This window comes from Micromonospora sp. SCSIO 07396 (assembly GCF_053667945.1).
The window spans coordinates 2,539,795-2,553,037 of record NZ_CM132210.1 but is presented as its reverse complement, the minus strand read 5'-3'; the positions used below and the strand labels follow the sequence as shown (position 1 = coordinate 2,553,037).

Annotated in this window: 14 protein-coding genes and 1 pseudogene; 6 read left to right on the top strand and 9 right to left on the bottom strand. The window is 73.7% G+C overall.

All coding sequences use genetic code 11. From position 1 onward, the window contains the following. Nucleotides 1–52: 52 nt before the first annotated feature. Nucleotides 53–619 carry a DoxX family membrane protein gene (locus ACWCHM_RS10800; protein WP_281897178.1) on the top strand — a complete coding sequence of 189 codons (567 nt, stop codon included), beginning with the start codon at nt 53–55 and terminating at the stop codon, nt 617–619. Between the two features lie 260 nt (nt 620–879). Continuing rightward, entirely contained in the window at nt 880–1,263 is a 384-nt protein-coding gene (locus tag ACWCHM_RS10795; protein WP_204960641.1) for an FKBP-type peptidyl-prolyl cis-trans isomerase, read from the top strand. A gap of 146 nt (nt 1,264–1,409) precedes the next feature. Here the strand turns inward: ACWCHM_RS10795 and ACWCHM_RS10790 are convergent, their stop codons facing one another. From ACWCHM_RS10790 to pdhA, 6 genes and pseudogenes are all read right to left on the bottom strand, one after another. Then, nucleotides 1,410–1,778, bottom strand: a complete 369-nt coding sequence (locus ACWCHM_RS10790; RefSeq protein WP_454222302.1) for an STAS domain-containing protein — start codon at nt 1,776–1,778, stop codon at nt 1,410–1,412. A 167-nt stretch (nt 1,779–1,945) separates the two neighbouring features. Continuing rightward, nucleotides 1,946–3,223: an Ig-like domain-containing protein gene (locus ACWCHM_RS10785; RefSeq protein WP_454222301.1), complete on the bottom strand. Its 1,278-nt coding sequence runs from the start codon at nt 3,221–3,223 to the stop codon at nt 1,946–1,948. 175 nt (nt 3,224–3,398) lie between these two features. After that, a pseudogene (locus ACWCHM_RS10780) lies at nt 3,399–5,079 on the bottom strand (right-handed parallel beta-helix repeat-containing protein). Nucleotides 5,080–5,328: 249 nt separating this feature from the next. Beyond that, nucleotides 5,329–6,864 (bottom strand): dihydrolipoamide acetyltransferase family protein, encoded by a 1,536-nt coding sequence (locus tag ACWCHM_RS10775; protein WP_454222300.1) that lies wholly within the window; start codon nt 6,862–6,864, stop codon nt 5,329–5,331. Beyond that, entirely contained in the window at nt 6,861–7,877 is a 1,017-nt protein-coding gene (locus ACWCHM_RS10770; RefSeq protein WP_204960636.1) for an alpha-ketoacid dehydrogenase subunit beta, read from the bottom strand. Before ACWCHM_RS10770 ends, ACWCHM_RS10775 begins: the two co-directional genes overlap by 4 nt. After that, entirely contained in the window at nt 7,877–9,076 is a 1,200-nt protein-coding gene (gene pdhA / locus ACWCHM_RS10765) for a pyruvate dehydrogenase (acetyl-transferring) E1 component subunit alpha (RefSeq protein WP_204960768.1), read from the bottom strand. Before pdhA ends, ACWCHM_RS10770 begins: the two co-directional genes overlap by 1 nt. A gap of 72 nt (nt 9,077–9,148) precedes the next feature. Here pdhA and ACWCHM_RS10760 point away from each other — a divergent pair, with 72 nt between their 5' ends. Beyond that, entirely contained in the window at nt 9,149–9,655 is a 507-nt protein-coding gene (locus tag ACWCHM_RS10760) for an Lrp/AsnC family transcriptional regulator (RefSeq protein ID WP_281897165.1), read from the top strand. A 42-nt stretch (nt 9,656–9,697) separates the two neighbouring features. Here ACWCHM_RS10760 and ACWCHM_RS10755 read toward each other — a convergent pair whose 3' ends face one another. After that, the gene (locus ACWCHM_RS10755) at nt 9,698–10,669 is read right to left on the bottom strand and encodes a DNA polymerase domain-containing protein (RefSeq protein WP_454222299.1); all 972 of its coding nucleotides are present in this window, start codon (nt 10,667–10,669) and stop codon (nt 9,698–9,700) included. A gap of 39 nt (nt 10,670–10,708) precedes the next feature. Continuing rightward, on the bottom strand, nt 10,709–10,921 hold the full coding sequence (locus ACWCHM_RS10750) for a helix-turn-helix transcriptional regulator (protein ID WP_088647624.1): 213 nt from the start codon (nt 10,919–10,921) through the stop codon (nt 10,709–10,711). Nucleotides 10,922–11,082: 161 nt separating this feature from the next. Between ACWCHM_RS10750 and ACWCHM_RS10745 the strand changes: the two genes are divergently transcribed. After that, on the top strand, nt 11,083–11,277 hold the full coding sequence (locus ACWCHM_RS10745; RefSeq protein WP_204960633.1) for a hypothetical protein: 195 nt from the start codon (nt 11,083–11,085) through the stop codon (nt 11,275–11,277). A 10-nt stretch (nt 11,278–11,287) separates the two neighbouring features. Further along, nucleotides 11,288–11,908 (top strand): L-threonylcarbamoyladenylate synthase, encoded by a 621-nt coding sequence (locus ACWCHM_RS10740; protein ID WP_454222298.1) that lies wholly within the window; start codon nt 11,288–11,290, stop codon nt 11,906–11,908. Between the two features lie 10 nt (nt 11,909–11,918). Here ACWCHM_RS10740 and ACWCHM_RS10735 read toward each other — a convergent pair whose 3' ends face one another. Next, complete coding sequence (locus ACWCHM_RS10735) at nt 11,919–12,464, bottom strand: hypothetical protein (protein WP_454222297.1); 546 nt, start codon at nt 12,462–12,464, stop codon at nt 11,919–11,921. 219 nt (nt 12,465–12,683) lie between these two features. Between ACWCHM_RS10735 and ACWCHM_RS10730 the strand changes: the two genes are divergently transcribed. Then, entirely contained in the window at nt 12,684–13,184 is a 501-nt protein-coding gene (locus ACWCHM_RS10730; protein ID WP_454222296.1) for a hemerythrin domain-containing protein, read from the top strand. Nucleotides 13,185–13,243: the final 59 nt, after the last annotated feature.

Sequence of the window (13,243 nt, the reverse complement as noted above, 5' to 3'; positions counted from 1 at the left end):
GGCGTGGAATGTAACTGCCACCGGGAAGTGCGGTGCCAGGCAGAGAAGGGACGTGGAGACCATGACCGCGACGATCGAGCGGAACACCACCGCCAGGACCATCGCACCGGTGGCCGGAACCGAGACCACCCGCCAGCGGGCCGCCCGGTACGTCTGGGCCGGAACCCGGCTGGCCCTCGGCTGGATCTTCCTCTGGGCGTTCCTGGACAAGCTGTTCGGCCTCGGCCACGAGACCGCCGCGAAGAACGCCTGGATCAACGGCGGCAGCCCGACCAAGGGTTTCCTCGCCTTCGGCGCGAAGGGCCCGTTCCAGGGGCTCTACCAGGACATCGCCGGGGCGGCCTGGGCCGACTGGCTGTTCATGATCGGTCTGGCCGGGATCGGGGTGGCCCTGCTGCTCGGCATCGGGATGCGGATCGCCGCCGTCGCCGGGGGTCTGCTCATGGTGCTGATGTGGACCGCCGTCCTTCCTCCGGAGAACAACCCCTTCATGGACGACCACCTGATCTACGCCGCGGTGCTGGCCGGCCTCGCCCTGGTCGGCGCGGGGAACACCCTCGGCCTCGGCCGGATCTGGGCCACCCTCCCGCTGGTCCGCCGGTTCGGCTGGCTCAGGTGACCGGTCCCACCCAGCCCGGGTGGTCGACCGACCGGCAGGGGCGTCACCGCCACGGTGACGCCCCTGCCGTGTCCGCGCAGGACCCCGCACGTGCGGGGTCTTGCGCGCGTGCCGGGTCCCACGTCGCGCGGCGGTCCGCGATGCGCGTCGGTCCCGCGACGCGCGGGCCCGGTCGGCGGGGCCCACGGCAGCCGGGGTGCCCCGATCGGGCAGGATCGACACCGTCCGGACGACCGGGTGACGACAGAGGAGAACAGCAGATGAACACGCCCCAGGCAGGCAAGCCGGAGATCGGCCCGATCGAGGGGGCGGCCCCGGCCGACCTGGTGATCGAGGACATCACCGTCGGGGAGGGCCCGGAGGCGCGTCCCGGCCAGCTCGCCAACGTGCACTACGTGGGGGTGGCCCACTCCACCGGCCGCGAGTTCGACGCGTCCTGGAACCGGGGCGAGGCGTTCGAGTTCCCGCTCGGCGGCGGTCAGGTCATCGCCGGCTGGGACCAGGGCGTGGTGGGGATGAAGGTCGGCGGTCGCCGTCGGCTCACCATCCCGCCGCACCTGGGCTACGGCAGCCGGGGCGCGGGCGGCGTGATCAAGCCGAACGAGACCCTGGTCTTCGTGGTCGACCTGCTCGGCGTGCGCTGACGCCGGTCGGGGCCGCCGGCACCGCCCGGCGGCCCCGCCGCCGCACGGCCTGATCGCCGCACCCGGTGGCGCGGCCCCGGCCGGGCTCCGGTGCTGCCCCGGTCGCCTGCCGCTCCAGGCACCGCCGGGTGTCGCCGGGCCTGCGGTCAGGCGCAGGCGGCCAGCGGGCGGGACCCGGCCGCGACCGGGACGTCGCCGTGCCGGACGGCGATGACGCGGTGCAGGCCGCCGACCCGCAGCACCCGGGCGACCACCGGATCGGGGTCGACCACCACCAGCTCACCGCCCCGGGCCCGGACCCGCAGGTGCGCGGCGACCAGCGCCCGCACCCCGGCGGCGGACAGCAACCGGACCCCGGAGAGATCCAGCCGGAGCAGCGGGCGGGCCGGCGCGGCCCAGAGGGCGGCCCGGAACGCGCCGACGGTGGCGATGTCGATCTCACCGGCCGCGCGCACCTCGACCACGTCGTCGGCCACCCGCAGCCGCACGTGGAACCGCTCCTCATCCTGCGTCATGCCCCGAATCTAGCCCCCACCTCTGACGTTTCCGCCCTGCCCAGGGCGGGTTTCGGGGTAGTCCCAGGGTCGCCCCGGAGCCGACCCCGAGTCCTTCTCAGGGTGGAGTCGCACCTGCGACGACCGGCCGTTCCGACGGCCGGTCGTCGCAGGTGCGGTCTTCTGCGTCAGCCGCCGCTGGCCGACGGCGCGGGGGCCGGCGACGAGCCACCGGCGACCGCCCCCGGGTGCGGCGCGGCGGTGGCGGGCGCCGGCTTCAACCCCGGCGGTACGGGCAACGCACTGCCCCGGGCGAACTCGGCCCAGCTGGTGTTCCAGGCCGTCCAGCCGTTGCCGGGCCGCAGCGGCACCTCGGTGCCCTTCACGGTCACCAGGTCACCGACCTGCGTGACGCCTATCAGCCAGTCGGCGGCGGCCGAGGAGACGTTGGCGCAGCCGTGCGAGACGTTGGTGTAGCCCTGGTCCCCCTCCGACCAGGGGGCGGCGTGGATGAACTCGCCGCCCCAGGTGAGGCGCTGGGCGTCCTCGACGTCGACCACGTAGCCGCCGTCGGGCTCCCCCCGGGTGTCGAAGCGGGTCTGCTGGTGCTTCTCCATGATCACCATTTTGCCGCTGGAACTCGGGGTGCTCGGCTTGCCGAGGCTGACCGGGATCCGGCGGACCAGCCGACCGTCCTGGAAGACCGACATCTGCTTGGTGGCGTTGTCGATGTCCAGGGCGACCTGCCGGCCGATCTTCGAGGTGGACCGCCGGTCGGCGTCACCGACGTACTCCTTGCCGATGGGCAGCCCCGCAAGCGCCGACCGGACGCTGATCGTCGTCCCGGGACGCCAGAAGTCGGGGGCCCGGTAGTAGACCTGGCTGCCGTCCTCCAGCCACGACCAGGTGCCCGGCTGGGGCGGATCGGTCCTCACGAACAATCGTCGCTGCACGGCCGCCCTGGCCTCTTTCGGAACGGCCGGTTCGAATGCCACCGTGACCGGCATCGCCGTGCCGTACGTCTGGTTCCCGGCGAAATAGAGCACGCTGGTCAGCGCCGACCGGTTCGTATTCGTCGCGGCCGTCGTGAACGTGGTGCGCCCGACGGTCGTCCGGCCGGCGTCGCCGGTCGCGGTGACCTCCGCGGTGTAGGTCCGGCCGCTGCCCAGCGGGGCCGCCGGCACCCAGCTCGACCCGTCCTCCCGCGGCTCCCCGGCCACCACCCGGCCCTTGTCGTCGGTGAGCTTGACGCTGGTCACCCGGCCGTTGCTCACGGTGGCACCGACCTCCGCGCTGACCGGGACGTCCTTCGCCCGGTCGGCGGGGGTCACCGTCACCGTGGGGGCCGCCGCCGCGCCAGGTGCCGCCCCGGCCGACGGCTTGCGCTCGGCGGTACACCCGCCGAGGACCAACGGTGTGGCTGCGATGGTCACCGCCATGAGCGTCAATCGCCGCCTCACGTCCATATTCCATCCCCCGTTTCCAGTCCCGTTGGCCACATTCTGTACAGCGTTTCTCGGGCCGGGCCGGGCTTTCCGGGGAACCGGACGCGCGGGGCCGGGCTTATCGACCCGGCCGGGCCACCGGGGGCCACGGTGCCGCCGATGTCCGGGATCGGCCGTGCCGGGACACCCCGACCGGTCAGTCCCAGTCCTGGTCGCCGTGGTTGCGGTGCCACCGCCCACCGACCGGCGGGGTGTCCAGTCGCAGGGCCGCCACCGCGTTGCCGGCCAGGTCGTTGTCCTCGACCCGGCAGTCGACGCAACTGCCCCGGGGGGTGATCCACATCCCGTGGGTCTGGGTGCGGTCGTCGTGGTTGTCCCAGATCCGGTTGCCGCGCACCGTCGCCGAGTCGAACGCCGCGTTGATCGCGATGCCGGCCCGGGTCGGCGGCGCGGCCGGCAACTCGTACGGGGTGCCCGGCAGCGGGGTGTCCCCGCTCCACCCGCTGTAGGCGTCGGGACGTACCGGGGCGAGGTGCAGTTCGGTGGCGGTGTTCGTGGCGACCACGGCGACCCGCCGGCCGACCCGCAACACCGTGCCCCGGTGGCTGTCCTGCGCCCAGGTCGCCGAGCGGTCGACCAGGGACCGTTCGCTGTAGCGGACCGACTCGCCGCCACCGTGGGACGCGTCGGCGCACCGCCGGCCGTTGTTGCGGATCCGGTTGTCGAGCACCATCGCGTCGGTCATCGGGCGGTCCACCCGGATCGCGTCCAGGCCGTTGCCCCAGAACTCGTTGCTCTCCACCACCACGTCCTGCGCCGGGTGCGGATAGCCCCGCCCCAGGTCGTGCTGGTGGTAGCCGTAGCCGCCGTTGCCGCTGATCCGGTTACCCCGCACCGTGTACGGGCCCGGGGTGTTGCCCACGCTGATCCCGTCGCCCACGTTGCCGTCGATGACGCAGTCGGTGAGCAGACCACCGCGGCCGGCCACCCCGGAGGTGCCGTTGCCCGACACGTCGAAGCCGGCCTCCAGGTTGCCGGTCATCGTGCAGCCGGTGACGATCAGCCCGTCGGCCCCCCAGTCGGAGATGCCGAACCGGTTGCCCTGGCTGTGGCAGCCGACGATCCGGTACCCGCGCGGCGGCGTCCAGTAGTCCTTCTGGAGTTCCAGGAAGATGCCGTTGGTGCCGTTGGCCAGGGCGGTGCAGTTGGCGATGGTGAGCCGCTCCATGTCGCCCCAGCCGCCGATGCCGATGCCGATGCCCGCGCCGCCCATCTGCTCGCCGTTGTCCAGCCGGCCGCAGCCGACCACCACCACCCCGTCGACCAGGGTGTCCTGGAGGAAGTCGCAGCCCAGGCCGCTGGCCGCCGTGTGGTGGATGTAGAGGTTGCGGAACACCCCGCGCACCACGTACTGCAACCCGAGGCCCTTGGCCAGGTAGTTGTACTCGGCCATGGCCACCCCGGAGCCGTCGATCTCGAAGTCGGCGAAGGTGCAGTCGGCGATGTGCCGGTCCCGGTCCGCGCCGTGCTGGAGCACCGTCCAGAACGCCAGCGGCGTCGGATCACTGCGGTTGCCCTCGTTGCTGAGCAGGAACCGGGTGGCCGCCGGGCCGGCGCCGATCAGCGACACCCCGCTGCGCCACACCGTGCCGGCGTCGCGGATGGAGTAGATGCCCGGCGGGCACCAGATCACCCGGGCCCGCCCGTCGGCCGCGTAGCCGTCACCGAGCCGGTCCACCAGGGCCGCCAGCGCGGGTTGGTCGTTGGTCACCCCCGTCGCCGGTCAACCCGTAGTCGTGGGCGTTGCACCACAGCGGCGCACCGGCGACGGGGGGACGGCGGTCCCGGACGGCGACGGGCAGACCCTGATACGGCACGGGTGGCTCCTCTCGGCGGTACGTCCACGACCGACACGGCAGGGCCGCGACCGGGCGCGCGCAGGGCGGCAGCCGCCGGCGTACGCCCACCCGACGGTGCGGCGCATCCGCGCGACCTGCGCCGGTTTCCCGGCCCGTCGGGCGGAAAACCCGACCGCCCACCGGTGCTGCCCGGCGAACCGGACGAACGCCGGGCCGCACGACGGAGCCGGCCACCCCGCCCAGGGTGACCGGCTCCGGGCGTACCGGTCAGACGTTCGCCACCAGCAGCGCCGGTTGTTCGACGCAGTCGGCGACGTGGCGCAGGAACCCGCCGGCCACCCCGCCGTCGCAGACCCGGTGGTCGAAGGTGAGGCTGAGCTGGGTCACCTTGCGGACGGCCAACTGCCCGTCGACCACCCACGGCTTGTCCACGATCCGCCCCACCCCGAGCAGCGCCGCCTCCGGGTGGTTGATGATCGGGGTGGAACCGTCCACCCCGAACACGCCGTAGTTGTTGAGGGTGAAGGTGCCGCCGGTGAGCCGGGCCGGTGGCAGGGTGCCGGCGCGGGCGTCGGCGGTGGTCTGCGCCAGAGCGGCGGCCAACTCCCTGGTGGTCAGCCGCTGGGCGTCGCGCAGCACCGGCACGAGCAGGCCCCGGTCGGTCTGCGCGGCGATGCCCAGGTGCACCCCGGCCGACTGGACGATGCGCTGCCCCTCGGTGTCGACGTGGGCGTTGAGCTGCGGGAACCGGCGCAGGCCGCTGAGGCAGATCCGGGCCAGCAGGGCCAGCACGCTGACCGGCGCGTCCGGGGTGGCCGCGTTGATCGCCGCCCGGGTGGCCAGCAGCGCGGTGGCGTCCGCGTCCACCCAGATGGTGACCTCGGGGATCTCCCGACGGCTGCGGGAGAGCTTGTCGGCGATCACCCGACGGATGCCGGTGAGCGGGATGACGACGTCGGACGCGTCGGCCGGAGCGAGCCCGACGTGCGCCGGGGCCGGCTCCGCGGCGGCGGGCCGCCCCGGGCCGGGCGGGGCCGGGTCTGCGCTGTGCTGGTCACGCGCGGCGGCGCGGCCGGCGGGCCGCTGTGGCGGGGTGGCCAGGGCGGCCTCCACGTCACAGCGACGGATCACACCACCCGGACCGGTGCCGCGCAGGCTGCCCAGGTCCACCCCGTGGTCGCGGGCGAGCCGACGCACGATCGGAGAGATGACCAGGACGGCCGTCTCGCCGGTCGGGGCGGTGCCGCCCCCCACCGGCCCGACGGCACCGCCGGCGGCCACCCCGGCGGAGGCCGCAGCGTCCACACCCGCGCCGGCCGGGCCCCTCGACGCGGACGGCGGGCCGGTGGCGGGCTCGGGGGCACGCTCCGCGACGGCTGCGGCAGCACCACCGGCGACCGGCTCCGGAGCCAGCGTCAGCCGGGGGCGACGCCGGCGGCGGGCGGAGCCGCCGTGGCCGGTGCCGTACCCGATCAGGACGTTGCCGGAGCCGGCCCGCTCCTCCTCGCGGTAGGTGGCGTGCCCGGCGGGCTCGTCGCCACCGTCGGCCGGCGCGACGGTGATCAGCGGCTGGCCGACCGGGCGCGTCTCGCCGGCCGCGCCGTGCAGCGCGACGACCCGCCCGGCGTACGGGCAGGGCACGTCGACCACGGCCTTGGCGGTCTCCACCTCCACCACGCTCTGGTCCACGGTGACCAGGTCACCGACGGCGACCTTCCACTCGACGATCTCGGCCTCGCTCAGCCCCTCACCCAGGTCGGGCAGGAGGAACACCCGGGTGCCGGTGGCGGTGCGGGCGCTCACGCCGCGCTCCCCTGGGCCAGCCAGCGCGGGTCGGGCCGGTCGTCCCACTGGAGGCGGGCCACGGTGTCGAGGACCCGGTCCACCCCGGGCAGGTGGGTGTGCTCCAGCATCGGCGCCGGGTAGGGGATGTCCAGCCCGGACACCCGCAGCACCGGGGCGTGCAGGGCGTGGAAGCAACGTTCCTGCACCCGCGCGGCGATCTCCGCGCCGACCCCGGCGAAGCCCTGCGCCTCGGTGATCACCAGGCACCTGCCGGTGCGGCGGACCGAGGCGGTGACCGTGGCGTCGTCGAACGGCACGATGGTGCGCACGTCGACGACCTCCAGGTCCCAGCCGTCCTCCCGGGCGGCCTCGGCGGCCTCCAGCGCCACCGGCACCGCCGGGCCGTACGCGACCAGGGTGGCGTCGGTGCCGCGACGGCGCACCACGGCCCGGCCGAACGGGGCGGTCCGGGCCGGCAGCGCGGCCTCGCCGCTGGCGAAGTAGAGCTTTTTCGGCTCCAGGAACACCACCGGGTCCGGGTCGGCGATCGCCTCCCGCAGCAGCGAGTACGCGTCCTCGACGGTCGCCGGGGTGACCACCTTCAGGCCGGGGGTGTGCGCGTAGTACGCCTCCGACGAGTCGCAGTGGTGCTCCACCCCGCCGATGCCACCGGCGTACGGCACCCGGATGACCATCGGCACGCTCAGCGCGCCCCGGGTGCGGTTGCGCAGCTTCGCCACGTGCGAGGCGATCTGCTCGAACGCCGGGTAGGCGAACGCGTCGAACTGCATCTCCACCACCGGCCGCAGCCCGGACATGGCCAGCCCGACGGCGAACCCGACGATGCCGGCCTCGGCCAGCGGGGTGTCGAAGCAGCGCTTGTCGCCGAACCGGGCCTGCAACCCGTCGGTGATCCGGAAGACCCCGCCGAGCTGCCCGACGTCCTCGCCGAAGACGAGCACCCGCTCGTCGTCGAGCATCGCGTCGGCGAGCGCGGCGTTGAGCGCCTTCGCCATGGTCATGGTGGCCATCAGGCGTCCCCCTCCGCGTCGGCGGCCAGCTCGGCCCGGACCATCTCGCGCTGCTCGACCAGCTGCGGGGTCGGCTCGGCGTAGACGTGCTCGAACAGGCTCAACGGGTCGACGACCGGCTGGGCGTGCATCCGCTCCCGCAGGTCGGCGGCGTACGCCTCGGCCTCGGCGGCGACCTGCGCCACCGCCGCGTCGTCCAGTTCGCCCCGGCTGCGCAGGTACGCCTCCAGCCGGGCCACCGGGTCGCGGTCCCGCCACGCCTCCACCTCGTCGGGGTCCCGGTAGCGGCTGGCGTCGTCGGCGTTGGTGTGCGCCTCCATCCGGTAGGTGTGCGCCTCGACCAGGTACGGCCCGTGCCCGGCGCGGGCGTGCGCCACCGCCCGGGTGAGCACCGCCAGGACGGCGACGGGGTCGTTGCCGTCGACCTGCTCGCTGGGCACCCCGTAGCCGACGCCCTTGTAGGCCAGGCTCGGCGCGGCCGTCTGCCGGGACAGCGGCACACTGATCGCGTACTTGTTGTTCTGCACGAAGTAGACGACCGGGGCCTTGAACACGGCCGCGAAGTTCAGCCCCTCGTGGAAGTCGCCCTCGCTGGTCGCGCCGTCGCCGATGAAGGCCAGCGCGACGGTGTCCCGCCCCTGGTAGGACTCCCCATAGGCAAGACCGGCGGCGTGCACGCACTGGGTCGCCAGCGGGGTGCACTGCGGCGCGGTGCGGACCACCGTCGGGTCGTACCCGCAGTGCCAGTCGCCGCGCAGCAGGGTGAGCACCTCGACCGGGTCGATGCCCCGGGCGGTCAGCGCCATCGACTCCCGGTAGGTGGGGAAGACCCAGTCGTCGTCGCGCAGCGCCAGCACCGCGCCGACCTGGCAGGCCTCCTGGCCGCGCGAGGACGGGTAGACGGCGAGCCGGCCCTGCTTGGTCAGGGCGGTGGACTGCGCGTCGAAGCGACGGCCGACGACCATCCGGCGGTACATCTCGCGCAGCGTCTCGACAGGCGGTGCGGGCAGGTCGGCGCGGGGTGGCAGCGGGGTGCCGTCGGGGTCGAGCAGCCGGACCGGTTCGGCCTGCGGGAGCAGGCCGGTCGTCGGGTCGGGGGCGACCGGGGTGGCCGGTCGACGGGTACGCGGGGATGCCCTGCGGACCGCCTGGGGTGTGGTCGTCACGGCGGGGACCTCCTGGACGTGTGGTGGCCCTATGCTCCAGCCGTTGGATGATTGACTCAACATTCCCGGTGAACGCGGGACGATTGGCCTACCGAGGAGTATCTGATGAGCCAGCAGACCACCCCGCCGCCGGGCCCACCGGGCGCAACGGGACGTTCGGTCACGCCGCTGGACGAGGTGGACCGACGGGTCCTCGACGAGCTGACCCGGGACGGCCGGCTGTCCATGCGTACGCTCGCCGAGCGGGTGCACGTGTCGCGCACCAACGCGTACGCCCGGGTGGAGCGGCTGCTGCGCGAGGGGGTGATCACCGGGTTCCGGGCCCGGGTGGCACCCGAGCCGGCCGGGCTGGGCACCTCGGCGTACATCTCGCTGACCATCCAGCAGAACACCTGGCGGGAGGTGTCGGCGGAGTTGGCCCGGGTGCGCTACATCGAGCACGTGGCGCTGCTCAGCGGGGAGCACGACGTGTTGGCCCTGGTCCGCGCGCCGGACAACGCCACCCTGCGGGACGTGGTGCTCAGCCGGGTGCAGGGCATCGCCGGCGTGCTGTCCACCCGTACCTGGTTGGTCTTCGACGAGTTCGACGGGGCCGGCAGCCCCTGGGCCTGAGTGGCGGCCCGGCCGGTGGGGCGGCCAGGCCAGCGCGGCCGGTCAGCGTTCCGGTGGGGCGGCCAGGCCGGCGCGGTCGGCCAGGGCCAGCAGCGGCTCCAGGGAGAAGCGGTCGCCGTCCAGGCCGGCGTGCGGGTCGCCGCGCTCGGCGAACCGGGACGGCATGGTCAGCACGTCGAAGTCCTCCGGGCGGGCGTCGTCCAGCTCCGCCCAGTCCAGCGGGGCCGACACCAGCGCCGCCGGGGTGGGCCGGATCGAGTACGCCGAGGTCACCGTGTGGTCGCGGGCCATCTGGTTGTAGTCGATGAAGACCGGCCGGTCCCGCTGCTCCCGCCACCAGGTGGTGGTGACCAGGTCGGGCAGCCGCCGCGCCAGCTCGTGACCGAGGGCGAGCACCGCGCGCCGGCACTCCCCGAAGCTCCACCGGGGCTCGATGGACAGGTAGACGTGCAGGCCACGCCCGCCGGTGGTCTTGGGGTAGCCGACCATGCCCAGCTCGGCGAGGAACGCCCGGACCTCGTGCGCCACCGGCACCACCCGGTCGAAGCCGACCCCCGGCATCGGGTCCAGGTCGATCCGGAGCTGGTCGGGGCGCTCCACGTCGGCCGCCGTCACCGGCCAGGGATGGAACCGCAGGGTGCCGAGGTTGGCCGCCCAGATCACCACCGCCAGTTCGCCCGGCGCGACCTCGTCGGCGGTACGGCCGCTGGGGAACGTGAGGTGTGCGGTGCGCACCCAGTCCGGCGCGCCGGCCGGGAGCCGCTTCTGATAGAAGGCGTCACCCCGGTTGTCCTGCCGGGTGCCGATCTTCGCCCCCGCGAAGACGCCGCGCGGCCAGCGCTCCAGCATCGTGGGCCGGTCCCGCAGGGCGCGCAGGATGCCGTCACCGACGGCCAGGAAGTAGCCGACCACGTCCCGCTTGGTCAGCCCGCGCTCCGGAAAGTAGGGCTTGTCGGGGCTGGAGATACGGACCAGCCGCTCCCCCACCTGGATCTCCTCGGCCGCCGTCGCCACGCTCACACGGTAACGGCCACCCCTGACACCCGGAGCCGTTCAGCGCTCGTCGTCGTCCGCGCCACGCGGTTGGTTCGGCCGGTACTGCCTGATCCACGCGTCGACTGCCGCCCGGTCCCAGACGCGGACCTTGCCGCTGGCCACCGTGTCGAGCGGCGGCGGGAAGGTCGGGCGGTTGGTGATCTCGGTGGCCCTGGTGCGCGACACGCCGCCGAGCATGTCCGCGATGTCGGAGAGAGCCACGAGTCTCACGTCCCGACCGTATGTACGTGTGCTGTGCACACGTTGCCACTTGCAACCTTGGCGGTGTGCACGTTGCAGGTGATGCTGATGAGGCACATCCGGTAGCGGTCCGGGTACCTGATCGGGGATCGGTGCCCGGATCTGCCCGTACCCGGGAGGGTCCCATGCCGATGGACGACGGACCGGTCACGCCCGCCCTGGTCGTCTGGACCGCGCAGCGGGTGCTGGCCCAGCACCACGAGGCACCGGACGGGCCGCCGCCCCTGCGCCGGTGCTTCCAGTGCCGCGACGGCGGCTGCCACATGCTGACCTGGGCCCGCGACGTGCTCCGGGCTCACCGGCGACCGCCGCCGGTCCCCCACTAGGCTCCCCGCCATGGCGATCTATCTCGACGTACACCCGGAGAACCCGCAGCCACGGACGATCACCCGGGTGGTCGACCTGCTGCGCGGCGACGGCCTGGTCGCCTACCCGACCGACTCGTGCTTCGCGCTCGGCTGCCAGCTGGGCAACCGGGACGGTCTCGACCGGATCCGGGAGATCCGGCAGCTGGACAGCAGGCACCACTTCACCCTGGTGTGCCGGGACTTCGCGCAGCTCGGGCAGTTCGTGCACATCAACAACGCGGTGTTCCGGTCGCTGAAGGCGGCCACCCCGGGCAGCTACACCTTCATCCTGCCCGCCACCAAGGAGGTGCCACGCCGGCTGCTGCACCCCAGGAAGAAGACCGTCGGGGTACGCATCCCCGACCACCCGGTCGCCCAGGCGCTGCTCGCCGCACTGGGCGAGCCGCTGGTGTCGAGCACCCTGCTGCTGCCCGGGGAGACCGAACCGATGACCCAGGGCTGGGAGATCAAGGAACGGCTCGACCACGCCGTCGACGCGGTCATCGACTCCGGCGAGTGCGGCACCCTGCCCACCACCGTGATCGACTTCTCGCAGGACGAACCGGAGATCGTCAGATACGGCGCGGGCGACCCGACCCGCTTCGAGTAGCCACCTCCGGTCAGGACGCACCGGGGTCCGCCGGCGGAAGCGGCAGCGGCTCCACGACCGGGTCGACGTCACGGGCGGAGTGCACGGGTGCCGGCCGGGCGGGACCCGTCGTCCGGCTGTGCCGGCGGCCCGCACCCGGGGGCCCGGAGTGTCGGGACACCTCGCAGGTGACCAGGTGGATCGGGGCCGGCGGCACGGCGAACCGCCCCGGACCCCAGCGCACCCAGAGGGCGACCCGGCCGGCGGCCGCCTCCGCCGTCAGCTTCTCCCAGGTACGCCGCCGGTCGGTGTGGTCGACCTCGACGACCACGGGTGGCCCGTCGCGGCGGGCACACGCCACGTCCAGCACCGAGTGCCGGTCGGTCATCGGCGGGGGCAACGGCAGCACGCTCGCCGCCCGACGGTAGGACCGCCAGCCCTGCTCGGCGGCCCAGGCCGACACCGCGTCGACGATCCGTGCGGTCACCTCGTCGGTGCCCAGGTCGACGAATTCGAGCCGGTCCAGCCAGCAGGTGAGCGATGCCGCCAACCGTTCGCCGTCCGCCCCACCGTCCACGCCGGCAGGGTACCCACTCACCACTCGGCCCCGCCCCCCGGACCGCCGACCGCCCGCATGATCGACTCCAGGTCGACGAAACGGCGGTTTCCGGCCGCACCGGGACCGCGACACCATCGCCGCCGTCCGCCGGTGCCGGACGTTCGCCGGGCACGATCCGTTTCCGCAGTTCGTCCCGGGGTACCGGAATTGCCGTCAGCCGATCAAGGAGGTCTGCCGGTGTCCACCGATGCCATCGTCCTGCTCAAAGAGGACCACAAGGAGATGCGCCGCCTCTTCCGCGAGTTCGAGAAGGCGCAGGAGGGCCCGGCCAGCCGCCGCCGGAAGCTGGTCGACGAGATCGTGGCCGCCCTCACCACGCACACCTACCTGGAGAACGAGGTGATGTACCCGGAGGTCCTCACGCTCCTGCCGGACCTGGAGGACGACATCCTGGAGTCGTACGAGGAGCACCACGTCGCGGACGTGCTCTGCGCCGAGCTGGCCGCGATGGACGCCGCCGACGACCACTTCGTCGCCAAGACCACGGTGCTGATCGAGAACGTCGAGCACCACGTCGAGGAGGAGGAGCAGGAGTGGTTCCCGAAGGTGCGGGAGGCGCTCGGCCGCAACCAGCTCCAGGAGATCGGCGAGCGGATGATCGCGCTACGGCCGGACGCCCCCCGCTCCCCCAGCGACCCGAAGGCGGTCAGGAGCGCCCGGCACGCCACCACCGCCTGAACCACGTGCGACCCGCACCATGCCACGAGGGGCCCGACCGTCCGGTCGGGCCCCTCGTG

Coding starts and splice junctions, on each gene's coding strand:
- ACWCHM_RS10790 (WP_454222302.1), bottom strand. CDS start 1,778: ATGACGCAGGATGAGGAGCGGTTCCACGTGCGGCTGCGGGTGGCCGAC.
- ACWCHM_RS10770 (WP_204960636.1), bottom strand. CDS start 7,877: ATGGCCACCATGACCATGGCGAAGGCGCTCAACGCCGCGCTCGCCGAC.
- ACWCHM_RS10745 (WP_204960633.1), top strand. CDS start 11,083: ATGGACGACGGACCGGTCACGCCCGCCCTGGTCGTCTGGACCGCGCAG.
- ACWCHM_RS10740 (WP_454222298.1), top strand. CDS start 11,288: ATGGCGATCTATCTCGACGTACACCCGGAGAACCCGCAGCCACGGACG.
- ACWCHM_RS10785 (WP_454222301.1), bottom strand. CDS start 3,223: ATGGACGTGAGGCGGCGATTGACGCTCATGGCGGTGACCATCGCAGCC.
- ACWCHM_RS10795 (WP_204960641.1), top strand. CDS start 880: ATGAACACGCCCCAGGCAGGCAAGCCGGAGATCGGCCCGATCGAGGGG.
- ACWCHM_RS10760 (WP_281897165.1), top strand. CDS start 9,149: ATGAGCCAGCAGACCACCCCGCCGCCGGGCCCACCGGGCGCAACGGGA.